Origin of the sequence: Candidatus Karelsulcia muelleri, from assembly GCF_016888765.1 — a bacterium.
Lineage (GTDB): Bacteria > Bacteroidota > Bacteroidia > Flavobacteriales > Blattabacteriaceae > Karelsulcia > Karelsulcia muelleri_F.
Window position 1 is genome coordinate 20,626 of sequence record NZ_CP069423.1, and the last position, 26,490, is coordinate 47,115.

Consider the following 26,490-nt stretch of genomic DNA (forward strand, 5'->3'; position numbering starts at 1 on the left):
TATTTATTTAAAATTATCAGTAGTAAAAGGCAATAAACCAATATGTCGACATCTTTTTATAGCAATTTTAAGTCTTCTCTGTTTTTTAGTGGTAGTACCAGTTACTCTGCGAGGTAAAATCTCCCCTCTTTCATTTAAAAATTTTTTTAAAAGGTAAAAGTTTTTATAATCTATAAAATTAATTTGTTTATTTTGGAAATAACAGGTTTTATTCTTAGGTTTAGTTTCTATATTTAATGGCGTTAAATATTTAAGTGCCGCTTTTTTATTCATCTAATTTCTTATTTAAAGTTATATTAACTTTTGACTCGAAATAATTTAGAGCTTTCTTCTTAATTTTAAGAATTAAAAAACGAATTACATTTTCATCTTGATTTAATTTTTTTTCTAAGTTTTTTACTGAGCTTTTTAGGATTTTACAATAAAATATATGATATATGCCAAATCTCTTTTTATTTATAATATATGCTAATTTTTTTTTACCCCATTTAATTTGATAAATTATTCTTCCTTCTCTTCTTAAGAAGTTTTCATAGGAAGAAATAATTTGTTTTTTTTCTTCTTCTGAAACAGTCGGAGAAATCACTATTAACGTTTCATAAAAGGCTGATTTTAAATCCATCTTGGGACATCTTTATGGAGCTGACGGGAATCGAACCCGTGTCCAAACAAGCAATATAATAAGATTTATACATATTTAGTAAGTTCTAATGTTAGCAGCCCTAAAATTATAACCAATCAATTTTGTAATATTTTAGCTTAAAAAAAGCTTAAGCTGCAAGAGAGTAATTTTTGCCATTTAGTTTTTTGTAATGAATTTTTTACGTGATTTCATTACATTTCACGATATGCTATCTTATTATATTTACTTGATGTCAAAACCAAATCAGCCCCTTCAGTTATCTAACGATAAAACTGATATAAATTTTTTTATTCCTTTGTTTTTAAAACACACCTTTCCATAAATATAAGAATGTATAGAATAATCTTTACTCATGTAAACATTTTGTAGAGGTAAAAATTTCGAACCACGTTGTTTTACAATTATATTTCCTGGTTTAACTATGTGGCCACCATATGTTTTTACCCCTAAGCGTTTACTTCGAGAATCACGACCATTTCTAGAACTTCCAACTCCCTTTTTATGTGCCATGTCTTATTTTTTTTACTATTGATATAATTTTTATTTTAGTCATCTTTTGGCGATGACCTTTTTTCAGTTTATACCCTTTTCTTCTTTTTTTTTTAAAAACAATTATTTTTTTTTCTTTCCTATGACCAATTACTTCTGCTAAAATGTAAATATTCTTCAAATATGGTCTGCCTATTTTAACCTTGCCATTATTTAGAAATAAAATAATTTTTTGGAACAAAATTTGTTGGCCTATTTTTTCTAATTTTAAAAAAGGTATATATAAATCTTTCTCTTTTCTTGCCACAAACTGGTTACCTAAAGCTTCAAAACAAGCTTTCATAAAAATAAAATTATTTCGACATATTTTGTGGTCTCAGCTGGATTTGAACCAGCGACTTCTTGATTATGAGTCAAGTGCTCTAACCAAGCTGAGCTATGAGACCTAGCAAAATTTAACTAGTCTGAGTTATGTATAAATCTTTTTGGGAGATCTTGGAAATGGTATTACCTCTCTTATATTTTTCATATTTGTAATGAACTGAATTAGTCTATCAAAACCTAATCCGAACCCACTGTGTGGAACAGTTCCAAATTTTCGAGTATTAATATACCATTCTAGATCTTTTTGTTTTAATTTAAAATATTGAATTTGTGATAATAGTATTTTATATCTTTCTTCTCTTTGTGAACCCCCAATAATTTCACCTACATAAGGAAAAATAATATCCATTGCTGATACTGTTTTCTTGTCTTTATTTATTCTCATATAAAATGGTTTTAAATCAATTGGATAATCAAATATAATTATCGGGGAATTAAAATAATTTTCTACTAAAAATTTTTCATGTTCTGACTTTAAATCTTTTCCCCATGTAATTTGATACCCATTTTGACTTAGAATTTTAAGGGATTTTGAGTAAGTTATTCTTTTAAAGTCTTTATTTAATATTAAATTAATATTATTAAATATTTGATTGTTTTTATCCAAAAATAATAAATCCTCATAAGATAATTTAATAATTTTTTTCATTATATATTTAATAAAATGCTCAGCTAAATACATATTATTTTTTAAATTAAAAAAAGCTACTTCTGGTTCTACCATCCAAAATTCTGCTAAATGTCTAGGAGTATTGGAATTTTCGGCTCTAAAAGTAGGGCCAAAAGTATAAATTTTTCCTAATCCTAACGCCGCCGATTCTCCATGCAATTGTCCAGAAACTGTTAAAAAGGCATTTTCTCCAAAAAAATCTGATTTAGTAGTTACCTTAAACAGTTGACTATACCCTTCTGAATCATAATTAGTTATTATAGGGGTTTGAATATTATAAAACCCCCTTTTATTGAAATATTTATGAATTAGGTAAGAGACATTATGTCTAACCCTCATTATTGAACTAAATAAATTAGTACGAAATCTTAAATAAGCTTGTTGTCTTAATTTATTAAAACTATGTTTTTTCGGTTGCAATATGGTCTTTTGAAAATCTTTCTCTTTGAATAAGCCATATATTCTTATGTTTTTTGCTAACAGCTCAATAATTTGTTTATTTCCTTTGCTTAATACTATTTTGCCTTTTACTTTTAAAAAAGTACCTCTATTAAGTTTTCGGGTTTCATTTTTTACTATAAGTTGTAAATTTCTTATGGTTGAACCATCGTTTATTATCACAAACTTTTTTAATTTATTTGATCTTATATGTTTTACCCACCCATTTACAACTATTTTTTGGTTTATTAAATTCGTATTTTGTTTTAAAATAGATCTTATCGTATGGCACATCTAGATTTTAAGTATTTCTTTATTTTTATTTTCAAATATTTTTTCTATTTTATAAATATATTCTTTAGTTGCTTCAAGCACATCCTTTTTATATTTTTCAATTAAATCTGTTTCACTAAACTCTTTAATTATTTTATTATTATAATCTTTTCTTATATTTCTTAAACTAATTTTAGCGGTTTCTAATTTTAGCTTATTACTTTTAATTATTTCTTTCCTCCTTTCTTCTGTTAAACTTGGAATTACTAATTTGAGAAATTTCCCCTTGTTAATTGGAAGAATACCTAGGTTTGATTTAATTATACTTTTTTCGATTAGAGCCAAAGTTTTTTTTTCCCATGGCTTAATTAATATAGTTTTTGAATTTATTACTTCTAGGCTTGATAAATGATATAAAGGCACTTTATTTTTATAATATTCTACAGTAATATCGTCTAACATATCGGTATTGGCTTTTCCTATTCTAATTTTAGAAAGTTTATTTTTATAATAATATAAAATTTGATTCATTTTTTCTTTAATTTCTTTTTTCATTTCTCTTTTGGGATTTGTTATGTAGTTTATATAAACTAATATTATGTTTGTTTTTAACATATCCATTATCTTATCTTATTAATTAATGTAAGAAAACCAATGTCTAATTTTTTAACTGGTATTAAAAGTACTGGTCGTCCACATCTGGGGAATGTAATAGGAGTTATTTACCCTACTATATTTTTAACAAAGAATGAAAAGTTTAAAAAGAAATTTATTTTAATTGCTAACCTTCATTCTATTACGAATTTAAAATATATTAAAAATAATAAAAACAATGCATACAAAATTTTAGCTGTTTGGTTAGCTTGTGGAATAGATTATAAAAAATTTCTTTTTTATCGACAATCTGATTTACCAGAAGTTACTGAATTATTCTGGTTTTTTAGTATTATATATCCATATAATAGATTAAAATTAGTACATTCTTTTAAAGAAAATGTAAAAAAAAAAAACACAATAAATACAGGAATATTAACATATCCAATTTTAATGGCTGCTGATATATTAATAAGTAAAGCCGAACTAGTATTAGTAGGAAAAGATCAACTACAGCACTTAGAAATAGCTAGAAAAATAGCCAAAAAAATAAATAATATAAAAAAAATCTTCCCACTTCCTCAAGCCATAGTACTTGAAAATTTAATACCCGGTACAGATGGAACCAAAATGAGTAAAACTAAAAATAACATTATAGATCTTTTTGCCTCTAAAAAAGAAATTAAAAAACAAATTCTGAAAATTAAGACACAAAAACAATTTTCAAGTAATAAAAAAGAATTATTAAAAGATAATTTATATAATATATATATCAGCTTGGCAGGGAAAGAAAAAAAAGAAAAAATAAAAAATAATTTTAAAATGGGATACGAACATGCAAAAGAAGAATTATATAGGTTTATAATAAAGAAATTTAAAAGAGAACGTAATTTATATAAATACTACATAAAAAGAAAAAATAAGTTAGAAACAATTTTTAAAAAAGGGGCTCAAAAAATGAAACAAATAGTCAATTATACTATTTCTGAAGTTAGAAAAGCTTTCGAATGTAATTAGCAGTTCTCAATTTTTATGGGAAACAATTTACCTTAAATTGTGAGAGCAGAATTAAATACTGGACAATTTTCTCAAAGAAATAAATTTCTTATTAACGTAATTTAAATTAATAAAATTAAAGCTAGTCAATTTACAGTAGTTTAAATAGTAAAGAAAATTAAAGAATTAATTAATAACTAAAAAGTTTTTATTAAAATGCCAAATGGCAAAAAAAGAAAAAGAAAAAAAATAGCAACACATAAAAGAAAAAAACAAAGCAGAAAAAATAGACATAAAAAGAAATAATTTCTTGCGGATATGGTGGAATGGTATACACGCTAGACTTAGAATCTAGTATCTAAAAAGATATAAGGGTTCGAATCCCTTTATCCGCAATCTGCCTGTATGGTGGCATGGTATACACGCTGAACTCAAAATCCTGTGGTTTCAAATACCACAACGTATCTTATTAAAACTTAAATAAGATTTTCTTCATCTTATTATTTTCTTTATTAGCTAAATAAAAATCTATTAGGATTCTACCACTAATTTCTTCAATAATTATTTTTTTTCTTTCTAATAATTCATAATATTTTTGTTGAGTAATTAATATATATGTACCAAATGGTATCTTTTTATAAACTGGTACAACCGCTATTCCACTTATAGAAAGAATCTGTTTATATCTTTTTAAGAAATTTTTATTAATCTGTTTTTTTATTTTCTTTTCAATTTCTTTTAAAAAGATAAGCTGTTTCTTCAGTTTTTCTTTTATTTCTTTATAATTTATAATTTTCCTTTTAAATATGAAGTCTTTAATCAGCAGATATTGTTTTATCGTTTTAATTTTTATTGATTTAATAAGAATTTTATTCTTTTTATTTAAAGCTTTTCTTTTCTTTAAAAGAAAATAAATATAATGATATTCGAGATCAAGCTCCAACTTTTTTTGAAGTGATTTTAAAAGTTGGATAATTTTTTTTTTATATATATTTAATTTTGAATTACTTCTTAAAAGTTTTTTGTTATTTTTTAGTCTTTGTGTTAAAAAGAATAGATATCTTTTTTTTTGTTTTAAAAACAAAATAAATCTTATAATAAAGACTGTAAATATATTTATTATATAATTTAAATATTTTAAACGCAAATGAATTAATTGTAATCTATATATGTATTTTAATTGGGATTCAATCCTTGAATTAGTTTTCATTTTTTCTTATTCTGAGGTTTTTTTTATTTTCTTTTCAATTTCTTTTATTTATTATTTGGATTATGAATATTAATAAAAATAAACCAATTTGGTTAAAAGTTAGATTTCCGATTGGAGGAAAGTATGATAATATTAATAATTTCCTTTTAAAAGAAAGCTTAAATACAATTTGTAAAAGTAGTGATTGTCCTAATCTTGGAACTTGTTGGAAAAATGGAGTGTTAAGTTTTCTTTTATTAGGAAATATATGTACTAGATCTTGCAAATTTTGTGCGATAAAAACTGGAAAACCTAAAAAAATCAAGGTGTTAGAACCTTACAAAATTGCAAAGACAGTCAAAACAATGGAAATTAAACACGTTGTTTTGACTTCTGTTAATAGAGATGATTTAAAAGATATGGGAATAAAAATATGGCTTAAAACAATAAGAGAAATTAAAAAAATCTCTACTTCGACTATAGAAGCATTAATACCAGATTTTAAAGGGCATAAAAACAAAATTGCCCTAATAATTAAGGAACACCCAGAAATTATTTCTCATAACCTAGAAACTGTACCTAGATTAACCAAAACAGTACGCATTCAAGCTAAATATGATAGAAGCTTATCTATTTTAAAATATATCAAAACAAAAAGTGACATAAGAACTAAAACTGGTATTATGCTAGGATTAGGTGAAACCGAAGTAGAAGTAATAAATACTTTTAAAGATATTAGAAAAGCCAAGATTGAGATCTTAACAATAGGTCAATATATAGCCCCCACTTTAACACATTACCCAGTTCAAAGCTTTATTACGCCTCAGAAATTTAAATACTACAAAAATATAGCATTAGATATGGGCTTTTTATATGTTGAAAGCAATCCTTTAGTTAGAAGTTCTTATAATGCCTATAAACATATTCTTTAAGCAAGCTTTCCCAACTGCTTTTTCTTTGTTAATATCTAACAGTTTAAACTATGAAAAAAAGAATTTCTATAGTAGGCCATCCTAATGTAGGCAAATCTACCCTTTTTAATTATTTAGCAGGCTACCAGAAAGCAATTACTCATTATTCGAGTGGAGTTACCAGAGATAGGATATATTGTGAGTGTAAATGGAAAGGGAATAAGTTTACTCTGATAGATTCTGGAGGATATGTAATTGGAAAGAAAGCTTTACAAATTAAAATATGTGAGCAATTTTTATTTGCTATTGAAGAATCAACCGATGTAATCTTTGTAATAGATATTTTATCTGGAATATTGCCTATAGATTATAATATATCTAATATCTTACAAAGATCAAAACAAAAAGTTTTTATAGCTATTAATAAAATTGATCAATATAAATCATATCTTTATGAAACACAAAATATTTTAAAATTAGGATTTAAGGATTATTTTTTTTTATCTTGTTATACTGGACAAGGGATTAACGAATTATTAAATTCTATTTTTTCTAATAAAACAGAAATATTAATTAAATTAAAAACTTCCAATCTGCCTAGAATTACTTTAGTAGGCAGGAAAAATGTAGGCAAGTCATCTTTAATTAATACCTTATTAAATAAAAATCAAAGCATAGTCTGTGATCTTCCAGGGACTACTAGGGATTGTATAGAAGTAATTTCTAATAAATTTAATTTTAAATGTATTTTGATTGATACTGCTGGGATAATAAAACAGAAAAGAAAAAAGGCAGATCTCGAATACTTTTCATTTCTTAGAACGACTCAAGCAATTTCCAATTCTGACTTATGTTTTTTAATAATAGATCCTAAAATAGGGTTTCAAAAACAAGATATAAAGATCTTTCAAATTATTAAAAAGAACTTTAAAGGTATTATTATATTAATTAATAAATGTGATCTTATTAAGAAGAAGAGTATTTTACAAAATTTGAAACAAAATATTATTAAAAAAATTTATCCATTTACAGATCTGCCAATATATTTCACCTCTAATTTTTCAAAACAAAATATTATTAAAGCTTTTAAGCAAGCAATAAGTATAATAAAAAAGCAAAAACAAAAAATAAATACAAGTTATTTTAATAAAATTATGCTTCCGATATTAAAAAAAAAAACAATAAATTTAAGTAATGGTAGAAATCTTTCTATAAAATATTGCGTCCCAATTTTAAAAAAAGGTATTAAGAAATTCATTTTTTTTAGCAATAATCCTAAACTTATTCCTAGGTCTTATAAAAGATTTCTAGAAAAAAAAATAAGGTCTAATTTTGATCTAATTGGAATCCCGATTAAAATTAAATTTAAAACAAAATAATTCTGTCTGAGCTCTAGGAATAAAATAATTTATTCAAACTATAAACACCCAGTGAGGCCTTAAAGATCTTATCTTCTTATAAAGAGGGATAAAAAAGAGATGCTTTTACTAAAAGTATACAGAATTAATAAGATCGTACCTAATTAAATTGATTTTAAAATAATAATTTAACTATTAACTAAATATAAAATAAAGTTTATATTAATAAGTATATATACAAAAATAATGAAAACAGAAAAGAAAAAAGCTTTATCCTATCATAGGAAATATCCAGCTGGAAAAATTAAAATAATTCCAAGTAAAAAATTTTACTCCCCTAAATATTTATCTTATGCTTATTCACCAGGAGTAGCCGAACCATGTAAAGAAATAATTAAGAATAAAAACAAAGTATATAAATACACAAATAAAAACAACTTAGTGGGAGTTATTACTAATGGGACGGCTGTCTTAAGTTTAGGTGATATTGGACCAAAAGCATCTAAACCAGTAATGGAAGGAAAAGCATTATTATTTAAAATTTTTGCTGATATAGATGTTTTTGATTTAGAAATTAAGGAAAAAGACCCCAAAAAGTTTATTGAAATTGTAAAATCAATTTCCTCTACCTTTGGAGGTATAAATTTAGAAGATATTAAATCTCCTGAAGCTTTCCAAATAGAAAAAGAATTAAAAAAAATAAAGATTCCAGTAATGCATGATGATCAACATGGAACTGCAATAATTTCCGGTGCGGCATTAATTAATGCTTTAGAATTAGTAAATAAAAAAATAGAAAATATTAAAATGGTTATTAATGGGGCGGGTGCGGCTGCCATTTCTTGTGGCAGAATTTATAAGAAACTTGGGGTTAAACACATTTTTATGTGTGATAGTCACGGAGTACTAAATAATAGTAGAACAAATTTGACAAAAGAAAAATTAGAATTTTGTGTTAAAACTTCTTATACAAAATTAGAAGAAATAATTATCAATTCTGATGTATTTATTGGTTTATCTGTTGGGAATATATTAACAAAAAAAATGTTAAGGAGTATGTCGAGGAACCCTATAATATTTGCTTTAGCAAATCCAAATCCAGAAATTAAATACCACAAAGCTCTAAAAACACGTTCAGATATTATTATAGCAACTGGTAGAAGTGATTATCCAAATCAAGTAAATAATGCTTTATGTTTTCCTTATATCTTTAGAGGAGCTTTAGATGTTAAGGCAACCTCAATAAATGAAGACATGAAATTAGCAGCTCTCTATGCACTAGCTAAGATAGCTAAAGAACCTGTACCTAAAAAAATAAGTCTTCTATATAATGAAAACAAGCTTAAATTTGGGAAAAATTATATAATTCCTAAACCATTTGATCCTCGGCTTATGGTAAACGTGTCTATTGCTGTTGCCAAGGCTGCCATTAAATCAGGTGTAGCTAAAAAGAAAATAAATAATTGGAAAAAATATTTTGCTGAATTAAAAAGTAGAATCATTATTTAATTAATTAATTCTGGAGAGTTGCCGGAGTGGTTAACGGAGCAGTTTGCTAAACTGTAGGTTTTTACCTCGTGAGTTCAAATCTCACACTCTCCGTAAGTTACGGGATGTGGCGTAGAAAGGTTATCGCACCTGGTTTGGGACCAGGAGGTCATAGGTTCGAATCCTATCATCCCGATAGGGTCACATAGCTCAATGGATAGAGCAAGTGCCTTCTAAGCAGTAGGTTGCTGGTTCAAATCCAGCTGTGATCATATAAGTAACTTAAAAAGTTGATTCATACTGGTTTCTTTTTTAATTTCCCTCTTTAAATCTTTAATTAATACCCTTTTTTGCAACATTTTATCTCTAAATCTCAGAGTTACACATTTATCTTTTAAAGTTTTGAAATCTATTGTTACACAAATTGGAGTCCCTATAGCATCTTGTCTTCTATATCTCTTACCAATAGAATCATTTTCTTCATAGCTTAAAAGAAAATATAATTTCAAGTTTTTATAAATCTCTTTGGCATAAAAAATTAACCTTTTGTCTCGTATTAAAGGAAATATAGCCGCTTTAATTGGTGCTAAAGCAGGATTAATTTTTAATATAATTCTTTCTTTTTTTGTGTCTTTAATTGTTTCCTTTTTTAAAGCAGCAGAAAAAACTGCTAAAAACATCCTATCTAGTCCAATAGAAGTTTCTATTATATATGGAATATAAAATTTGTTTTTTTCTTTATCAAAAACTCGAAATCTTTTTTTGCTATATTTTTCATGATTTTTAAGATCGAAATTTGTTCTTGAATGAATCCCTTCTAATTCTTTAAAACCAAAAGGAAATTTAAATTGAATATCATATGCCTTTTTAGCATAATGTGCTAATTGTTCATGTTCATAAAATATATATTTTTTTTCACCTAAACCTAGGGATAAATGCCATTTTAAACGTTTTTTTTTCCAGTATTCCAACCATTTCTCTTCCTGTTTAGGAGGAATAAAAAATTGCATTTCCATTTGTTCAAATTCTCGCATTCTAAAAAGAAATTGTCTAGCTATTATTTCCTTTCTAAACACTTTTCCTATTTGAGCTATACCAAATGGTATTTTAATTTTACTAGTATTTAGGACATTTAAAAAATTGGTAATAATTCCTTGTGCTGTTTCTGGACGTAAATAAAAATTTTTATGTTCTTTTAATGGTATTTTGAACATTAAATTATACTCATATATTTTAGTCCATTTATTTAAAATTTTATTTATTTTAATTTTATTTATTAATATTAATATTTTATAGTTTTCATTTAGTTGAAATTTTTTATATATATATTTTCTAAGTTTATTTTTAAGCTGTTTTTCTTTATTTCTAAGCTGTTTTTCTTTAAAATAAATGTCGATTAAGAAATCAAGTCGGTAACTAGATTTAGTATCTTCATTATATAAAAAGATTTCTTTGAATTTAGAAACATGACCTGAAGCTTTCCAGATATTAGGATGCATTAATATACTAGTATCCAATCCAATTATATTTTCATTAATTTGTATCATTGATTTCCACCAGTATTCTTTAATATTATTTTTTAAATAGATTCCATATTGACCATAATCATAAATCGCATTTATGCCATCATAGATTTCACTACTAGGAAAAACAAAGCCATATTGTTTTGCATGTGATACAATTTCTTTAAAAGAAATTTTCTTATTTTTATTTTTCATGATTTTTATTTTTATACTTTTTTATACAATTAACTGGACAGACTGCCACACATTGAGGCTTTTCAGATTTCCCAATACATTCAGTACATTTCTCTGGTACTATAAAATACCTATTCTCTTTACTTTCATAAATTGCATTATTTGGACATTCTAATTCACAAGCTCCACAATTTATACATTCATTAGTAATTTTATACATTCCATTACATTCATTAGTAATTTTATATGCTTTTTATTTTAGCTTGTTTTCCTCTTAAGTTTCTAAAATAATAAATTTTTGATCTTCTAACTTTTCCAGACAGAATAATTTTAATTTTTTTAATAATAGGAGAATTTATGGGAAATATTCTTTCTACACCAATTGTGCCACTAAATTTTCTAATTGTAAATGTACTATTTCCTTGCTTTTTAATTATTATACCTTTAAAAGATTGTATTCTATTTTTATCACCTTCTTTAATTTCGTAATCTACATTTACTGTATCCCCTGCTTTAAATGCAGCTTTTGTTTTATATTTTCCTGATAAATATTCATTAATATTTTTCATTATTTGCTTCTTAGTATTAGTCTTAGTATTAGTCTTAGTATTACCTTTTTTAACTTTCCAAATGGAAAAATTAAGATTCTCTTTCATTACTTACGGATGTAAACTAAATTATTCTGAATACTCTACAATAAAGAGAAATTTATTAAATTTAGGATATCAATACGTATCTTGGTATACGTTTGCAAATATTTATATAATCAATTCGTGTAGTATTACTGAAAATGCAGAAAAAGATTTATTTGTTTTTATTAGAAAGATAAAAAAAATCAATAAAAAGGCATACATAATACTATTGGGATGTTTTACGCATAAATTATATAAGACAGAAAACATTTTAAAAAATGTTAATTTGATACTTGGAACTAAAGATAAATTTGATTTACCTTATTATTTAAAGTTAAAAAATAAAAATAAGAATTATATTTCTATTTCTAAGAATTATTATAAGTCTTCAGTTTCATTGGATGAAACACGTACGAGATCTTTTCTAAAAATCCAAGATGGATGTGATTATAAATGTAGTTATTGTCCTATTCCTAATTTTAGGGGTAGATCTAGATCAGAAAATATTTCTAATATTATAAAGACTATAAAAAAACTAGCTTTACTAAATATTAAAGAAATTGTTCTAACTGGTATAAATCTTGGAAATTTTGGAAATTTTGGATTTAATAAAACAAAATACGATTTGTTTTATTTGTTCAATCAAATGGAACAAAACCTCACTGCAAATATTCGTATAAGAATTTCTTCTATTGAACCTAATTTATTAAATAATAGAATAATAAGTTTAATTTCAAAAAGTAAGCTATTTGTTCCTCATTTTCATTTCCCGCTGCAATCAGGTAGTAATTATATCTTAAATAAGATGAAAAGAAGGTATAATGTAAAAAGATATATTAAAAACGTTAAAAAAATATTAAATATTATACCTGATGCTTGTGTAGGAACTGATATAATCGTAGGCTTTCCGGGCGAAAAAGAAGCTAACTTTTTAGAAACTTATAAATTATTAAAAAGTTTAGAATTAGCTTATATTCAAGTTTTTCCATATTCAGAAAGAGAAAATACAGACGCATATTTTATGAAAGAAACTATCCCAAAAATTATGCGTTCCAAACGCAGTAAAATTATTAGATTACTTTCGAAAAAAAAAAAGAAAAATTATTGTTTAAAACATCTTTTTAAACATTATAGAGTATTGTTTGAAAAAACAAAGAAAAATGGCTATATTTTTGGTTTTACAGATACCTACATTAGTTCAAAAATTAAATGGAAACCTAATCTTATCAAGAAATTTAAAGCAGTAAAACTTATTAAAATCGATAATTATAATAATATGGAATGTCAAATCTTATAGCAAGTACATATATTTTCTAATATTCTCTTTATTAAACTATTTTTGTTCTTTCCTTTTAAAAGATTATGACAAAGTAATATAAATTCTAGTGAGTCTCTTATTAGAGTGGTTTTAATTTCCTGTTTGTTTTCTCTCAATATTCTTTTTATAATTTTATTATTGGTATTTACAACTAAATTATAATTATAATAGTTTTTTTCTTTGAAGTTTCTCATTAAATTAATTTCATTTATCCGACGGATAAATTCTGGTATATTTATTATAAAAGGTAGATAGTTTTCATTTAGGTTTTCGAATTTAATTTTAAATTTTTTGTTGTCGATGGTTTTACCTATTTCCTTTTTTAAGGTATTTTTTTCTTGCTGAGTAAGATTAGTCCCTTTTTTCTCCATAAAAATATTCTCTATATTTTGTGAATCCACTCTTACAAAAGAAAGATTATTAATATCCGTTTCTAGTTTTTGGATCAAATGAACTGTTAAATGAGTATCTAGTAATAAGACTTTATAACCTTTTTGTAAAACATTTTCTATATAGAGATTTTGCTCATCTAAATTAGTAGCATAAAAGCAAATTATTTTATTGGCTTTTGATTTTTGCTTTTTCTTTATCTTTTCTAAGAATTCAGAAAATAAAAAATATTTTCCATTGATATCACTATATAAAGCAAAAGCTTTAGCTTTTTCATAAAATATTGGTTCACTTATCATACCATATTCTATAATTAGTTTTATATTTTTCCAGTTTTTTTCAAAAGACTTTCTATCCTTTAAGAACATTTTCGTGAGTCGGTCTGCAATTTTCCGAGTAATATAATTAGAAATTTTTTTTAAAGTTATATTTGATTTTATATGTGATCTTGAAACATTAAGTGGAATGTCTGGAGAATCTATTACACCTTTTAAAAAACTTAAAAAATCTGGCACTATACCTTCCAAATGTTCAGTAACAAAAACTTGATTTTGATATAAATGAATCTTATCTTTTTTAAGATCCATTGGATTAGTTAGTTTAGAAAAATACAAAATGCCTGTCAGCTTAAAAGGATGTTCAATATTTAAATGAATCCATAATAATGGATCCTCTAAAATTTCTGGAAATAATTCTTTATAAAAATCTCTATATTCTTTATCATTAATTTCAAGAGATTTTTTTTTCCAGAGAGGGTGTGTATTATTTATTATTTTATTCTTAAATTTTATAGGAATTGGGAGAAACCTACAATATTTTTTTAACAATTCAAGTATCTTATAATCTTCTAAAAATTCTTTGTATTTTTCATTTAGGTGTAATAAAATTACAGTACCTATTTTTTCTTTTTTTGCATCTCGTAATATAAAATTAGGGGTGCCATCACAAATCCAATGTACTGAGTGAATTCCTTGCTGGTATGATTTGGTCAGTATTTCTACTTTATCTGAAACAAGAAAAGAAGAATAAAAACCTAAACCAAAATTACCTATAATTGCATCCTCAGTCTTATATTTTTTAAGAAATTCTTCGGCACTTGAGAAAGCTATTTGGTTAATATATTTCTTTACTTCGGCTATTGTCATGCCTATACCATTATCTGCTATTATTAAGATTTTATTAGCTTTATCTACTTTTACTTCTATTTCTAGTTTATTAACTTTAATATTTAATTTTCCTAAATTAGCTAAAGTTTTTATTTTAACACATGCATCAACTGCATTACTTATTAGTTCTCTTAAAAAGATGTCATTATATGAATATAAAAATTTTTTAATTATAGGGAATATATTTTCTGCTGTAACTTTTATTTTTCCTTTTTCCATATTGTTATGCTATTAAGCTTAATCTTATTATACAATCTATATAATTAAACTGTTTAAAATAATACGGAGAGAGAGGGATTTGAACCCCCGGAGTATTATTACTCAACGATTTTCAAGACCGCCGCATTAAACCACTCTGCCATCTCTCCAACACCTATTATATACTTCTACTTATACTTTTTACTCTTAATTAGTTGTCTAATTTTAATGTTATTAATCTTAATTAAAGTTAGCAATAATTTTAAAGAAATAATAAATAATATATGGGCTTAAGGGATAAAAATTGGTATAAAGATATAATTTTAACAGCTAATATAGCGGAAGCTTCACCTATAAGAGGCTGTATTATCTTTAAACCTTATGGTTTAGAGATATGGGAAAACATAAAAAAAAATTTAGATTATATTTTAAAAAAAACTGGACATAAGAATTTTTATTTTCCATTATTAATTTTGAAGTCTGATTTAAAAAAAGAATATAATCATATTAAAGGTTTTGCAAAAGAATGTGCGATTGTAACCCATAGTCGTTTAAAATTTAAAAACAAGAAATTGATTCTTGAAGAAGAATCAAAACTAAAAAATGAACTAATTATTAGGCCTACTTCCGAAGCCATAATCTGGGATTCTTTTAAAAGATGGATAATATCTTATAGAGATTTACCTATGTTATTAAACCAATGGTCTAATACAATTCGTTGGGAAATGAGACCTAGATTCTTTTTAAGAAACTCAGAGTTCTTTTTACAAGAAGGACATACAGCTCATTCAACTAAAAAAGAAGCTATAAGGCATTGTAAACAAATTTTGAATTTGTATAAATATTTTATTGAAGATATTTTATCAATTCCCGTAATAAAAGGTAGAAAAACAAAGCTTGAAAAATTTGCTGGAGCCAAAACTACATACTGTTTAGAAGCTATTCTGCCAGATGGTAAAGCCTTGCAAATCGCAACTTCACATTTTTTAGGGAAAAATTTTTCAAGATCTTTTAACGTTAAATATATTAATAAAAAAGGAATATATAAACAGGTTTGGGGGACTTCATGGGGTCTTTCTACTCGATTAATTGGAGCTGTAATTTTAACTCATTCCGATAAATATGGATTGATTATTCCACCTAAAATTGCTCCAATTCAGGTAGTTATTATACCTATCTACAAGAAAACTGAGTCGTTTAAAATTTTAGAAATAATAGTTTCTAAATTAATTATTTTCTTAAAAAAAAAACAAATAACATTTAGATATGATAACCGTAAAAATTACAGACCTGGATGGAAATTTAATGAATATGATATTCAAGGGATCCCTATTAGGTTAACTATTGGAAAGAAAGAAATAGAAAAGGGAAATATTGAAGTTTTCAGAAGAGACACTAGAAAAAGAAAAAAATATAAGATAAGAAATCTCAAAAAGAAAATAATTATTTTATTAAAACAAATCCAAAAAAACCTTTTAAAAAAAGCTGTAAAAATACAAAAAGATTTTATTATAAAGGTTGATAATTATCAAGATTTTAAAAAAATAATTAAGACTAAAGGTGGAGTAGTATCTTCACATTGGGATGGTTCTACCACAATTGAAAAAAAAATCAAAAAAGAAACGTCAGCCTCTATAATATGTATTCCAAGTAAATCTTATATTAAGAATAAAAAAACTGGAAGCTGCATATATAGTAACAATTATTCTAAACAAAGAGTATTTTTTGCTAAATCTTATTAAAAAAAACTTAAGAAGAGTTTTAAAAAGTTTTTAATTTCTTTTTTTTTATTAAAAATTCCAAAAGAAATTCTTAAAAAGGTAAGATCTTGTATATATATCTTTGTATTTTTATACAAAGATTTAAAAACATGTGAATATTCACTAGATATGCATGCACTAGATTGAGATATTATAACTCCTTTTAAATCTAAATTAAGACTTAGCAGATATTTTTTAGGAAAAGCTATACTAAGTATAGTATAGATACTTTTGTTTATATTTTTAGATAAACCATTAAAAATTAAGTTAGGAATATTATGCTGTAATTTTTTTATGCAATATTTTTTTATATTTTTAATATAATTTTTCTCAGAATTTAAATTATTATAAGCTAATTGAAGAGCTTCTGTCATTCCAATTATTCCATATATGTTTTCAGTACCAGCTCTTCTATTTTTTTCTTGAAGTCCTCCAGTAAGAAAAGATTTAATCGAAATCTTTTTTTTTATATAAGCAAAACCAATTCCGTAAGGACCATAAAATTTATGAGCACTTGCACTTGCAAAATGTAGATTTAATTTATTAAGATTTAAATTTAAATGACCTATTGCTTGAATAGTATCGGAATGTAAATATGTATTAAACTCCCGACAAATTTCACTGACTTTTTTAAGATTTAAAATATTTCCTATTTCGTTATTAACATACATTAAACTGACTAATGTAATTTTAGTATTTTCTTTTAGTAATTTTCTTAAATGATTAAGATCTATTTCTCCCTTACTATTAAATGTTACAAATTTAACAATAATGTCATATTGTAAATATAAATCATAAACTGTTTCTAACACAGATTTATGTTCTAATAATGAAGTTATTATACATTGAACTTTTAAGTGTTTAACACAATTTCTTAAAATAAAGTTATTAGCTTCAGTTCCACTAGAAGTAAATATTATTTCTTCTGCTGAAATATTTAAAAGTTTTGCAATTTTAATTCTAGAATATTCAATATTATATTTATTATATACACCTAAACTATGATTAGAAGAAGGATTACCAAATCTTTTGAGAGTCTTTAAAAGACTAATATAAACTTCCTTTCTCAAAGGAGTCGTTGAGGCATTATCAAGAAAAATTTTTCTGTTCATATTTTTTATTTCGATATAAAATTAAATGTTTCTTTTTTTTTTTAATAGAAAAATATGATTTTTTGGAATTTATTTTCTTACCAGATTTAGAAATTATTATTTTAATCAAAGTTCTAATATTATTAAAATAATAATATTTTAATATTTTATATAAATAACTTTTAATGGGATTAAGATTCAATAAGTTTTTTACACTTAAAATTTTTTCTGTTCTATTTTTTTTTAAAAAAATATATTTTTTAATAAGATTTAGATGATTATTAATCATTAAATATTCATCTTTTAAAATCTGAACCGATGTTTTGATTCCCAAATAAGCTTCATTATTTAATAGTTTATTAAGTATTTTTCTTATTTTATTTCTTAGAAACTTTTCATTTATATTACTACTGTCTTCTATCCAACTTATTTTATTGTTTTTTGCATAAGATAAAATATCTGTTTTAGTAAAATCTAATAAAGGTCTTATTAAATATTTTTTCTTAAAACCTATTCCTTTTATCCCTTTTATCCCTGTACCTCTTATAAGATTAAGAAATATTGTCTCTATTGAATCATTAAGATGATGACCTAAAGCAATATAATTAAAATAATTTGTTTTTAACATTTTTTTAAACCATAAATATCTTAATTTTCTAGCAAAAATTTGCTGAGATGACTTTTTTCTTAGATTAAAACTTTTAGTATGTAAAATTATTTTGTGTTTTTTACAAATTGTTTTTATTAAATTTTCTGCTTCTTCAGACTCAGCTCCTCTAAGTTTAAAATTACAATGTAGTACTTCTATTTTAAGATCTTTTATTCTAAAAAAAAGATCTAATAAAACTAAACTATCGACTCCACCACTTACTGCTATAAATAGTTTTTTTTTTTTTAAATCAATTTTGTCCTTAAGGTTTTTAAGGAAAATTTTAAAATTTAGCATTGCTATGTCTTAATATGAAGATTATACCTAATTTAGGATTTAGTATTTCTTAAATATTTTTTATATTATCTTTTAATAAAGGCTTGATAGCTTAATTGGTAGAGCATTACACTTTTAATGTAAGGGTCCTGGGTTCAAATCCCAGTCAAGTCATTTAACGGTCTGAACGGGATTCGAACCCGTGACCTCATGCGTGACAAGCACGTATTCTAACCTTCTGAACTACCAGACCTAATATTTAGGTATTTTTTTTAATAATAATTAATAATATTATTATATAGTATTTATATTATCAATTAAGATTTAAGCTTTGGATAGCTATTATTTTATAGAAAGATTTTTGTAAATAATTCTTTTTAATGATTAAATCTATAATCAAAACATTGTTTAATTTAATCTGTTTGTTATAAACAGAATAATTTCTTCCAATTAACAAAAAGTTTACAACATCTGATTGATCCTCAATTGTAAATAATAAATATTTTCTATTATTTAGAGATTTCTTTATTTCTATATGAGAAACCATTCCACAAATAGTAAATTTAGTTTCACTTGTTTTTTGTTTTAGTTTTTTTATATTTAAATCGGTAATTTTTTTTATCTGTTTTTTATATTTCTCTATGGGATGAGAAAATAGATAAAAACCTAAAACCTCTTTTTCATTATTTAGTTTTTCTAAATGATTCCATTTTATACAGTTTTTAAAATTAGGTTCTAATATATCTATATCACATATATTATTAAATAATGTACTTTTTATATGTTTCTTTAAGTTTTGGTATTTTATACCAAATTTTATTATTTTTTCAATCATATTACTATGATTGTTTTTATCTTTTACAAAATACTGTGCTCTATGAATTTCTTTGAAGACATCAAAGGCTCCAGAAAGAACTAAATTTTCTAAGACTTTTTTGTTAACTAATCTTAAATTAACATATTTTACAATCTGGAAAATTGAAGTAAATTTTTTTATCTTTTTTCTATATTTTAAAATATTTTTTATAGAAGTCTTTCCTATTCCTTTAATCGCACATAATCCATATCTTATGGATTTGTTTTTACTTACTCCAAATTTATAATTGCTTAAATTTATATTCGGTCTTAAAATTTTTAAGCCCATACTTTGACACTCTTTTATTAAGAAAGAAATTTCTTTTATATTTTGCATGTTATGACTTAAAACAGATGACATATATTCAACCGGGAAATGACTCTTCAAATAACCTGTTTGAAATGATAAAAAAGTATAACTGGCTGAATGAGATTTATTAAAGGCATAAGAGGCGAAATTTTCCCAAGCATCCCAAATATTATATAATATCTGTTTAAAATGACCTTTTTTAATTCCTCCTTCTATAAATCTATCTTTCATTGAATCTAATAGATCTTTATTTTTTTTAGAAATGGCTTGTCTTAAGATATCAGCTTCAGCTTTATTAAAATTGGAAACTTTTTGTGTTATAAGCATTACTTGCTCTTGATAAATAATTATACCTTTAGTTTCCTTTAAATATTCTTCTAATTCTGCTAATTCATATTTAACTGGTTGGATGCCGTTTTTTCTATCTATATAATTAGATAAGTTTTTAAATGGACCAGGACGATACAAAGCAGTCATTATTATTAAATCATCAAAATGCCTTGGCTTTAATTTCTTTAAATTTTTTTGTATTCCTGATGATTCATATTGAAACACTGCTGTGGTTTTTCCACTTTGAAATAATGAGAAAGTTTTTTCATCTGTAAGAGAAATATCATTTAGATCGTATATATTATATTTCTCTTTATTAATTATCTTTAAAGCATCTTTTATTATACTTAAAGTTTTTAACCCTAATAAATCTATTTTTAAGAGGCCTATTTTTTCGATTATTTTATTATCATACTGAGTTACTAAACAATTAGAAGATTTAGAAAAAATAATTGGTAAATATTCACGAATATCATATTGAGTAATTAAAATACCACAAGCATGTATTCCGAATGTTCTTATATTTCCTTCTATTTTAAGAGCTAGATCGACTATTTTTTTTAAACATTTATTTTTTTTAATTTCTTTTTTTATTAATAAAAGATTATTATACTCTCTATTATTTAATAGACTTATCAAGTCTTTATTTTGTTTTCGAAATAAAATTTTCAAACTCAAATTCGGAATTAATTTTGACAGGGTATTTATTTCTTTAAAAGGATAATTTAATACTCTTGCAGCATCTCTAAAAGCTGATTTTGCTCCTAAAGTTCCATATGTTATTATTTGAGACACTTTAATTCCGCTATATTTATTAATTAACCATTTAATTATTTTATCTCTTCCTTTATCATCAAAATCTATATCAATATCAGGTAAAATTAAGCGACTTTTATTTAAAAATCTTTCAAAAAGTAAATTGTATTTAACTGGATGTACTCTAGTTATATCTAAGCAATAAGCCACTAAAGACCCAACTACTGAACCTCTTCCTGGACCAACAAATATTCCTATTTTTCTAGCTTTTTTTATAATATCTCTTACAATTAAAAAATATCCAGGATAATTTATTATTTCTATAAGTCTCAATTCGAAATCTAAACGATTATTTATTTTGTGAGTAAGAACTTTAAATTTTTCTTGAGCCTTTTTAAGGACGAGTTCTTTTAAATATTTATTTTCATAATATTCTATATTTTCTTTTAAGGTATTATTAGAATGAGATTTAAGATTATGAAAATAATATTTTGGAAAATTTCTACTTTCTGCAATTTGAAACACTTCAATCTTTGTAAAAAGTTCCTTCAAGTTTTTGAAGCCTTCTGGAAAATCAGAAAATAAATCATACATTAATGATTTGGATTTTACATAATGTTCTTGACTCGTTAATCCCTGTTTTTCCCCAGATTTAAGACATAGTAAAATATCTTGAACTTCAGCTTCTTTTTTATTTAGATAAAAATTATTATTTTGTATAATATAACGTATATTATATATATTAGAAAACTTTAATAAAATTTTATTAATTTCATTTTCGACTTCTAACCCATGTCTAAAAAGTTCTATATAAAAATCCTTTCCAAATTCTTTTAACCACCATTTAATTTTATTCTCGGCTGCTTCAAGATCCTTATTTTTAATAAAAAAAGAAATTTCAGACTGGCTATCACTACTTAAAGCTAGTAAATTAGATTTATATTGTTTAATTAAATTAATATTTATTATAGGTCGACCGGTATAATATCCTTCTATATAACTTAAAGAACATAATTTAACTAGATTGTAATAACCTTTTAAATTTTTAGCTATTAAAACTTGATTATGATATTTCTCTTTAGAGTTATAATTATTAGCAGTAAAGAGAAAAAATTCACAGCCAATTATAGGTTTAATGTTTAAATTAAATATTTGATTATAATTTTCTATAGTTTTTATAAATTGTACTACCCCCATCAGATTTCCATAATCAGTTAAACCAATAGCTTGCATCTTATATTTAACTATTTTTCTGACTAAAGAATCTATATCTAGAGTAGAATTTAATATCGAATACGAGGAATGATTATGTATATGATAATAAGATTTTTTAATCTTATTCCTTTTATCTTTTTTTTTAGAGAATATAAATTCTGTTTTAGTTGATGTGGGTGGTTGTGCTGACCAGTTTAATTGTATTTTTTGAATATATCTTGTCTGATTAAGAATTAATTTAAAAAAACATTTAGCAGTTATTAGTACTCCATTTTTTAGTGAGGCTTTAAATAGGAAATTATAAATTTCAGATAATTTAGGCCATCTAATCTTATTATTAGAAATACTAAAAAGCGTGATGGAAAGACTTTGTAGATCAATAATATATTGATGATTTAATCTAGTATATATTAATATATTATCAGGAATAAACAATTCCTTATTTCTGAATTGAAGTATGAATTTTAATAAGAAATAAATATTATACCCAATAATTACTTTACTTAGTTTTATGTGATCAAGAAATTTAAGAATATACTTATTACTTTTCCCTAGTAATTTAGTGTTAAATTCTAAGATCTTAAAATCTATACTATAGATTATCCAGGACAATCTGTTAATTAGATTATCTTTATATTCTATATTGAATATTAAAAACATAATAAAAACATTATTTGGGTGATACTGGAGTCGAACCAGTGACCCTCTGTTTGTAAAGCAGATGCTCTGAACCAACTGAGCTAATCACCCTTATTTTATTTTCCTATACAAAACCTATCAAAAATATGAAATAATATTTCTTCATTAGTTATAGTCCCAATTATTTTCTCTAAACTATAATTAGCTTCTTTTAAGAGAAGAGATAAAATTTCAGGCTCAATACCTATTTTAAGCTTGGATTTAATTTTCTTTAATTTAAAGAAAGCTTTTTTTAATTCTTCGTAATGTCTTATATTTGTAATTATTGTTTTCTTATTATTTTTTATAAAGCTTTCACTAATACTTTTGAGTTGATTTAATAAATAATTTATTCCAATTCCATACTTGGCTGATATTAGGATTGGACTAGATTGTAGTTTTATTTTTTGTTTTAACAAATCACATTTGTTAATAATAAATATTATTTCTTTTTTAAAGAAAGATTTATAATATTTTTGTATATGTTGATGTTTAGGATTTATCTTATTAGTTAGATACATTATAATTTCGGATTTTTTTATGTTTTCAATTGTTTTTTTTATTCCTTTTAATTCTAATTTATTTAGAGTATTTTTTTTAATGCCAGCATTATCAATTAATCTATATTTGATACCATCTATATAGATATTTTCTTCAATATAGTTTATGGTAGTCCCAGATTTATTAGATACTATTGATCTCTCAGCTTTTAATAAAAAATTAAATAATGTAGATTTGCCAACATTAGGTTTACCAATTATTGCTATAGCAATCCCTTTTTTAAAAAACAGACCTAATTTAAATGAATTAATTAAATCTTTAATATGGTTTATTATATTTAATAATAAGTTATTAAAAGCTAGGATATTGTTTTTATTAATATCTTCCTCTGAAAAATCTATCCAAAATTCAAGCATAGTATTTAGAGTTAAAATTTTTGTTCTTAGATTTTTTATAATTAGAGATACATCTCCTCTTAAATTATTTAAGGCTAAATTATGGTCTAATTTATTCTCTGAATAAAATAATTCTAATAATGATTCTACCTGATAAAGGTCTAATTTTCCGTTTTTAAATGCTCGAAACGTAAATTCCCCCCTAGTAGCTAATCTAGCTCCATGAGTTATTATTAAATCTAATATTTTATTTTGAATATATATAGATCCATGACAAGATATTTCTATTATATCTTCTCCAGTATATGAATTTGGGGATTTGAATATATTTATTAATACTTTATCAATTAAAGTATTTTTTGAATATATATAACCCAAATATATTCTTCTGCTTTTTAGATTTTTTAGTTTTGGTTTAAAGATGATATCAATTATCTTAAAACTTAATTGTCCTGAAATTCTGATAACAGCTATAGCTCCTATTCCAGGTGGAGTGGCTATAGCTGTTATAGTATCGTTATTATCTATATTAAACATTTTTTTTTCTTTAGTATTAGAAAGACCATTTTTAATGATTATATTAATCTAATAATTAAGTTAATTATTTTTTCTATTTCTGATTTTAAAATCATTTCTATTGGTGTTTTGAAATATTTTATCTTTATATTTATATTTATATATATCTTTTTTCTGTTTTGAAATATTTTAATCTTTATATGATTTTTTTTACAAAAATATATTAATTCACTACCTAGAGGTTTTTTTATAAAAAAATCGAGAATTTTTAATTTGTTATTTATTAAAACACTTAAATTTACTAAGTAATTCATGAAGTATAATTTCGTCTGCTTGGCTTTTATAAGAATAAAATTTAGTTTTTGTTTTAAACTTAAATTAAGCAATTCCCAAAGAATAAATAAACCAATTTTATTTGTAATTTCATTACTTAATAAATATTTATTATTAAATATTGAAAACTCTTCTTGTAATACTACTTTATCTCCTAAATTAATACCTAAAGAATAGACTTCTTTTAAAGCTTTAGTTCCAATATCTATTTTAAGTTTGTTTTTTTGAGTAGGAATTAATACCCCTGGTATTAGATTACCTTTCTTATTATATATAAAGATTTTTTTATAGAATAAATACTTTCGATTTATATCAAGACCTTTATTAAGAAAGATAAAACCAGAATTAGATATATATTTAATATTCCAATAATTTTTTCTTATATAAGTTATATATATAGGGGTTAATTTAAGATTTTTTCCTAAGATATTACCATTAGGTTTTATACTAAAATAATCGCTAGCTTGTTTTATATAATCTATAAAGATATTATTTAAGAAGGAATCATAAGTTAAAATTTTAAAAAATAAATATTCTGAGTTGGTTGTAAATTTATACATTATCTATCTCTACAAATTTAATTTTATCCTGAGAAAATTTCATTCTTATATTATCGATTTTTCCATTTCTATTTTTTGCTATTATTATTTCAGCTTCTCCTTGACATTCTTCTCTATTACCAGTATCCCAATTAGTAAATCCATAATATTCTGGTCGATAAATAAAAGCTACAATATCTGCATCTTGTTCTAATGCTCCTGATTCTCGTAAATCTGAAAGAATTGGTCTTTTTCTACCTCCTCTAATTTCAACTGCTCTAGATAATTGAGATAAAGCTATGATAGGAATATTAAACTCTTTAGAAATAGCTTTCAAATTTCTAGAGATATATGATACTTCTTGTTCTCTTTGAATATTTTTATTTTCTAGTTTCCCATAATTCATTAATTGTAAATAATCTATAATGACTAATTTTATTTTATTTCTTAAAATTTCTCTTCTACATTTTGTACGTAATTCAAATATAGATAAATGATGAGTATCATCTAGAAATAATGGAGATTCTCCTAATACTTTGATTTTACTTTTTACAAGCTCCCATTCTGATTTAGATAAATCAGACCTTTTTAATCTTTCTGATGGAATCCCTGTTTCTGAAGAAATTAATCTAGTTACTAGTTGAGCCGAAGACATTTCTAATGATAAAATTAAAGTTGGTATTTTAAAATTAATAACTATATTCCGAGCCATAGATAAAGCAAAAGATGTCTTTCCCATACCAGGTCGAGCTGCAATAATTGTTAATTCTGAGTTTTGCCATCCGCAAGTAACTTTATCAAGACCTTTAAAACCAGAAGGAATTCCACTTAATTTACCTTTCTTATCTTTAAGATTTTTTATTGTATTATTTAATAAATCGCTTATAGCTTTTGTGTTATCTTTGATATTAGTTTTATTATTAATTTCGAATAATCTTCTTTCAGCATAATCTAATAATTTAAAAACATCACTTTTTTCTTCAGAAGATAATTTAATAATATCATAAGAAGTTTCTATTAATTTTCTTAAAATAAATTTATCTTTTATAATTTGACTATGACATTCTATATGAGCTGGAGATGCTATTCTTTGTGTTAATTGGGTTAAATAAAACTCCCCTCCAACTAGTTCTAATTTACTAGTTTTTTTTAATTCGTTAGAAACTGTATATATATCTATAGGCTCATATGAATTATATAATTTAATTATTACTTTAATAATTTCTTTATGTTTTTTTTTATAAAAAATATCTGGAGAGATGATATCAATTATCTCGTCTAAACAGTTTTGATCTATTAAGATCCCCCCGATTACAGCTTCTTCTAAATTTAAGGCTTGTGGTGGCATAATTTCTTTCTTCTTTTTTAAAAAATTACTCATTCCTCATATTTGTTAAAAAAACGTATAAGTATAAGTATAAAGTAAAGTAGTTAATTAATTCTAATAATAAG

The 26,490-nt window shown here is 24.0% G+C and carries 23 protein-coding genes, 9 tRNA genes and 1 other RNA gene; 11 read left to right on the forward strand and 22 right to left on the reverse strand.

The annotated features are described in order from the left end of the window. Positions 1–3: 3 nt before the first annotated feature. From rpsR to frr, 8 genes are all read right to left on the reverse strand, one after another. Positions 4–273, reverse strand: a complete 270-nt coding sequence (rpsR, locus tag JSR03_RS00105; RefSeq protein WP_204097746.1) for a 30S ribosomal protein S18 — start codon at positions 271–273, stop codon at positions 4–6. After that, entirely contained in the window at positions 266–622 is a 357-nt protein-coding gene (gene rpsF, locus JSR03_RS00110; protein WP_204097747.1) for a 30S ribosomal protein S6, read from the reverse strand. The genes rpsR and rpsF overlap by 8 nt, the downstream gene beginning before the upstream one ends. 12 nt (positions 623–634) lie before the next feature. Next, positions 635–894: a transfer-messenger RNA gene (gene ssrA / locus JSR03_RS00115) on the reverse strand. Position 895: 1 nt separating this feature from the next. After that, positions 896–1,153, reverse strand: a complete 258-nt coding sequence (gene rpmA, locus JSR03_RS00120) for a 50S ribosomal protein L27 (protein ID WP_204097748.1) — start codon at positions 1,151–1,153, stop codon at positions 896–898. Next, positions 1,143–1,475 (reverse strand): 50S ribosomal protein L21, encoded by a 333-nt coding sequence (gene rplU / locus JSR03_RS00125; RefSeq protein WP_204097749.1) that lies wholly within the window; start codon positions 1,473–1,475, stop codon positions 1,143–1,145. The genes rpmA and rplU overlap by 11 nt, the downstream gene beginning before the upstream one ends. Before the next feature lie 28 nt (positions 1,476–1,503). Then, positions 1,504–1,578, reverse strand: a tRNA-Ile gene (locus JSR03_RS00130). 23 nt (positions 1,579–1,601) lie between these two features. Then, positions 1,602–2,918 (reverse strand): asparagine--tRNA ligase, encoded by a 1,317-nt coding sequence (asnS, locus tag JSR03_RS00135; RefSeq protein WP_204097750.1) that lies wholly within the window; start codon positions 2,916–2,918, stop codon positions 1,602–1,604. Beyond that, positions 2,919–3,518: a ribosome recycling factor gene (gene frr, locus JSR03_RS00140; protein ID WP_204097751.1), complete on the reverse strand. Its 600-nt coding sequence runs from the start codon at positions 3,516–3,518 to the stop codon at positions 2,919–2,921. A gap of 33 nt (positions 3,519–3,551) precedes the next feature. Here frr and trpS point away from each other — a divergent pair, with 33 nt between their 5' ends. Both trpS and JSR03_RS00150 read left to right on the forward strand, forming a co-directional pair. Next, entirely contained in the window at positions 3,552–4,508 is a 957-nt protein-coding gene (trpS, locus tag JSR03_RS00145) for a tryptophan--tRNA ligase (RefSeq protein ID WP_204097752.1), read from the forward strand. Between the two features lie 291 nt (positions 4,509–4,799). Next, positions 4,800–4,882, forward strand: a tRNA-Leu gene (locus JSR03_RS00150). A 74-nt stretch (positions 4,883–4,956) separates the two neighbouring features. Here JSR03_RS00150 and JSR03_RS00155 read toward each other — a convergent pair. Beyond that, entirely contained in the window at positions 4,957–5,697 is a 741-nt protein-coding gene (locus JSR03_RS00155) for a hypothetical protein (protein ID WP_204097753.1), read from the reverse strand. Positions 5,698–5,759: 62 nt separating this feature from the next. Between JSR03_RS00155 and lipA the strand changes: the two genes are divergently transcribed. The 6 genes from lipA to JSR03_RS00185 all read left to right on the forward strand — a co-directional run bounded on the left by lipA (position 5,760) and on the right by JSR03_RS00185 (position 9,705). After that, the gene (gene lipA / locus JSR03_RS00160; protein WP_204097754.1) at positions 5,760–6,608 is read left to right on the forward strand and encodes a lipoyl synthase; all 849 of its coding nucleotides are present in this window, start codon (positions 5,760–5,762) and stop codon (positions 6,606–6,608) included. A 50-nt stretch (positions 6,609–6,658) separates the two neighbouring features. After that, positions 6,659–7,966, forward strand: coding sequence for a ribosome biogenesis GTPase Der (gene der, locus JSR03_RS00165; RefSeq protein WP_204097755.1), 1,308 nt, complete (start codon positions 6,659–6,661; stop codon positions 7,964–7,966). A 225-nt stretch (positions 7,967–8,191) separates the two neighbouring features. Next, positions 8,192–9,454: a malic enzyme-like NAD(P)-binding protein gene (locus JSR03_RS00170; protein WP_204097756.1), complete on the forward strand. Its 1,263-nt coding sequence runs from the start codon at positions 8,192–8,194 to the stop codon at positions 9,452–9,454. A 12-nt stretch (positions 9,455–9,466) separates the two neighbouring features. Next, positions 9,467–9,547: transfer RNA gene (locus JSR03_RS00175), tRNA-Ser, on the forward strand. 7 nt (positions 9,548–9,554) lie between these two features. Next, a tRNA-Pro gene (locus tag JSR03_RS00180) sits at positions 9,555–9,629 on the forward strand. A gap of 3 nt (positions 9,630–9,632) precedes the next feature. After that, positions 9,633–9,705: transfer RNA gene (locus JSR03_RS00185), tRNA-Arg, on the forward strand. Here JSR03_RS00185 and JSR03_RS00190 read toward each other — a convergent pair. From JSR03_RS00190 to rplS, 3 genes are read right to left on the reverse strand one after another with little or no spacing between them, the layout of a single operon-like run. Next, positions 9,703–11,151, reverse strand: a complete 1,449-nt coding sequence (locus JSR03_RS00190) for a glycine--tRNA ligase (RefSeq protein WP_204097757.1) — start codon at positions 11,149–11,151, stop codon at positions 9,703–9,705. The two genes, JSR03_RS00185 and JSR03_RS00190, sit on opposite strands and share 3 nt — an antisense overlap. Next, a complete protein-coding gene (locus tag JSR03_RS00195; protein ID WP_204097758.1) occupies positions 11,141–11,350 on the reverse strand; it encodes a 4Fe-4S binding protein in 210 nt (69 codons plus the stop codon). Before JSR03_RS00195 ends, JSR03_RS00190 begins: the two co-directional genes overlap by 11 nt. A 22-nt stretch (positions 11,351–11,372) precedes the next feature. Further along, positions 11,373–11,786 carry a 50S ribosomal protein L19 gene (rplS, locus tag JSR03_RS00200; protein ID WP_317193094.1) on the reverse strand — a complete coding sequence of 138 codons (414 nt, stop codon included), beginning with the start codon at positions 11,784–11,786 and terminating at the stop codon, positions 11,373–11,375. Here rplS and JSR03_RS00205 point away from each other — a divergent pair. Further along, complete coding sequence (locus JSR03_RS00205) at positions 11,761–13,059, forward strand: MiaB/RimO family radical SAM methylthiotransferase (RefSeq protein WP_204097759.1); 1,299 nt, start codon at positions 11,761–11,763, stop codon at positions 13,057–13,059. The two genes, rplS and JSR03_RS00205, sit on opposite strands and share 26 nt — an antisense overlap. On the opposite strand, the gene htpG is transcribed toward JSR03_RS00205, so the two are convergent. Both htpG and JSR03_RS00215 read right to left on the reverse strand, forming a co-directional pair. Next, the gene (gene htpG / locus JSR03_RS00210; RefSeq protein ID WP_204097760.1) at positions 13,047–14,855 is read right to left on the reverse strand and encodes a molecular chaperone HtpG; all 1,809 of its coding nucleotides are present in this window, start codon (positions 14,853–14,855) and stop codon (positions 13,047–13,049) included. The genes JSR03_RS00205 and htpG overlap by 13 nt on opposite strands. Before the next feature lie 64 nt (positions 14,856–14,919). Further along, a tRNA-Ser gene (locus JSR03_RS00215) sits at positions 14,920–15,004 on the reverse strand. Positions 15,005–15,118: 114 nt separating this feature from the next. On the opposite strand from JSR03_RS00215, the gene proS reads away from it, so the two are divergent. Then, positions 15,119–16,576, forward strand: coding sequence for a proline--tRNA ligase (gene proS / locus JSR03_RS00220; protein WP_204097761.1), 1,458 nt, complete (start codon positions 15,119–15,121; stop codon positions 16,574–16,576). On the opposite strand, the gene JSR03_RS00225 is transcribed toward proS, so the two are convergent. Both JSR03_RS00225 and tilS read right to left on the reverse strand, forming a co-directional pair. Next, positions 16,573–17,706, reverse strand: a complete 1,134-nt coding sequence (locus tag JSR03_RS00225) for a cysteine desulfurase family protein (RefSeq protein ID WP_204097762.1) — start codon at positions 17,704–17,706, stop codon at positions 16,573–16,575. The genes proS and JSR03_RS00225 overlap by 4 nt on opposite strands. Beyond that, entirely contained in the window at positions 17,684–18,631 is a 948-nt protein-coding gene (gene tilS / locus JSR03_RS00230; protein WP_204097763.1) for a tRNA lysidine(34) synthetase TilS, read from the reverse strand. Before tilS ends, JSR03_RS00225 begins: the two co-directional genes overlap by 23 nt. Positions 18,632–18,711: 80 nt before the next feature. On the opposite strand from tilS, the gene JSR03_RS00235 reads away from it, so the two are divergent. After that, positions 18,712–18,784 (forward strand) — tRNA-Lys (locus tag JSR03_RS00235). A 5-nt stretch (positions 18,785–18,789) separates the two neighbouring features. On the opposite strand, the gene JSR03_RS00240 is transcribed toward JSR03_RS00235, so the two are convergent. From JSR03_RS00240 to dnaB, 6 genes are all read right to left on the reverse strand, one after another. Further along, positions 18,790–18,863, reverse strand: a tRNA-Asp gene (locus JSR03_RS00240). 60 nt (positions 18,864–18,923) lie between these two features. Continuing rightward, positions 18,924–22,736, reverse strand: coding sequence for a DNA polymerase III subunit alpha (gene dnaE / locus JSR03_RS00245; RefSeq protein ID WP_204097764.1), 3,813 nt, complete (start codon positions 22,734–22,736; stop codon positions 18,924–18,926). A 15-nt stretch (positions 22,737–22,751) separates the two neighbouring features. Beyond that, positions 22,752–22,826, reverse strand: a tRNA-Val gene (locus tag JSR03_RS00250). Positions 22,827–22,831: 5 nt separating this feature from the next. After that, the gene (mnmE, locus tag JSR03_RS00255) at positions 22,832–24,187 is read right to left on the reverse strand and encodes a tRNA uridine-5-carboxymethylaminomethyl(34) synthesis GTPase MnmE (protein ID WP_204097765.1); all 1,356 of its coding nucleotides are present in this window, start codon (positions 24,185–24,187) and stop codon (positions 22,832–22,834) included. 38 nt (positions 24,188–24,225) lie between these two features. Next, on the reverse strand, positions 24,226–25,059 hold the full coding sequence (locus JSR03_RS00260) for a zinc-binding metallopeptidase family protein (RefSeq protein WP_204097766.1): 834 nt from the start codon (positions 25,057–25,059) through the stop codon (positions 24,226–24,228). Next, positions 25,052–26,419: a replicative DNA helicase gene (gene dnaB, locus JSR03_RS00265; RefSeq protein ID WP_204097767.1), complete on the reverse strand. Its 1,368-nt coding sequence runs from the start codon at positions 26,417–26,419 to the stop codon at positions 25,052–25,054. The genes JSR03_RS00260 and dnaB overlap by 8 nt, the downstream gene beginning before the upstream one ends. Positions 26,420–26,490: the final 71 nt, after the last annotated feature.

What these genes read in the sequence shown, in the direction of transcription:
- tilS (WP_204097763.1), bottom strand. Translation starts at nt 18,631, where the DNA reads ATGCTAAATTTTAAAATTTTCCTTAAAAACCTTAAGGACAAAATTGAT.
- JSR03_RS00205 (WP_204097759.1), top strand. Translation starts at nt 11,761, where the DNA reads ATGGAAAAATTAAGATTCTCTTTCATTACTTACGGATGTAAACTAAAT.
- JSR03_RS00155 (WP_204097753.1), bottom strand. Translation starts at nt 5,697, where the DNA reads ATGAAAACTAATTCAAGGATTGAATCCCAATTAAAATACATATATAGA.
- rplS (WP_317193094.1), bottom strand. Translation starts at nt 11,786, where the DNA reads ATGAAAGAGAATCTTAATTTTTCCATTTGGAAAGTTAAAAAAGGTAAT.
- JSR03_RS00225 (WP_204097762.1), bottom strand. Translation starts at nt 17,706, where the DNA reads ATGAACAGAAAAATTTTTCTTGATAATGCCTCAACGACTCCTTTGAGA.
- dnaE (WP_204097764.1), bottom strand. Translation starts at nt 22,736, where the DNA reads ATGTTTTTAATATTCAATATAGAATATAAAGATAATCTAATTAACAGA.
- htpG (WP_204097760.1), bottom strand. Translation starts at nt 14,855, where the DNA reads ATGGAAAAAGGAAAAATAAAAGTTACAGCAGAAAATATATTCCCTATA.
- JSR03_RS00195 (WP_204097758.1), bottom strand. Translation starts at nt 11,350, where the DNA reads ATGTATAAAATTACTAATGAATGTATAAATTGTGGAGCTTGTGAATTA.
- asnS (WP_204097750.1), bottom strand. Translation starts at nt 2,918, where the DNA reads ATGTGCCATACGATAAGATCTATTTTAAAACAAAATACGAATTTAATA.
- rplU (WP_204097749.1), bottom strand. Translation starts at nt 1,475, where the DNA reads ATGAAAGCTTGTTTTGAAGCTTTAGGTAACCAGTTTGTGGCAAGAAAA.
- dnaB (WP_204097767.1), bottom strand. Translation starts at nt 26,419, where the DNA reads ATGAGTAATTTTTTAAAAAAGAAGAAAGAAATTATGCCACCACAAGCC.
- JSR03_RS00190 (WP_204097757.1), bottom strand. Translation starts at nt 11,151, where the DNA reads ATGAAAAATAAAAATAAGAAAATTTCTTTTAAAGAAATTGTATCACAT.
- rpsF (WP_204097747.1), bottom strand. Translation starts at nt 622, where the DNA reads ATGGATTTAAAATCAGCCTTTTATGAAACGTTAATAGTGATTTCTCCG.
- JSR03_RS00170 (WP_204097756.1), top strand. Translation starts at nt 8,192, where the DNA reads ATGAAAACAGAAAAGAAAAAAGCTTTATCCTATCATAGGAAATATCCA.
- lipA (WP_204097754.1), top strand. Translation starts at nt 5,760, where the DNA reads ATGAATATTAATAAAAATAAACCAATTTGGTTAAAAGTTAGATTTCCG.
- mnmE (WP_204097765.1), bottom strand. Translation starts at nt 24,187, where the DNA reads ATGTTTAATATAGATAATAACGATACTATAACAGCTATAGCCACTCCA.
- rpsR (WP_204097746.1), bottom strand. Translation starts at nt 273, where the DNA reads ATGAATAAAAAAGCGGCACTTAAATATTTAACGCCATTAAATATAGAA.
- der (WP_204097755.1), top strand. Translation starts at nt 6,659, where the DNA reads ATGAAAAAAAGAATTTCTATAGTAGGCCATCCTAATGTAGGCAAATCT.
- JSR03_RS00260 (WP_204097766.1), bottom strand. Translation starts at nt 25,059, where the DNA reads ATGTATAAATTTACAACCAACTCAGAATATTTATTTTTTAAAATTTTA.
- frr (WP_204097751.1), bottom strand. Translation starts at nt 3,518, where the DNA reads ATGGATATGTTAAAAACAAACATAATATTAGTTTATATAAACTACATA.
- trpS (WP_204097752.1), top strand. Translation starts at nt 3,552, where the DNA reads ATGTCTAATTTTTTAACTGGTATTAAAAGTACTGGTCGTCCACATCTG.
- rpmA (WP_204097748.1), bottom strand. Translation starts at nt 1,153, where the DNA reads ATGGCACATAAAAAGGGAGTTGGAAGTTCTAGAAATGGTCGTGATTCT.
- proS (WP_204097761.1), top strand. Translation starts at nt 15,119, where the DNA reads ATGGGCTTAAGGGATAAAAATTGGTATAAAGATATAATTTTAACAGCT.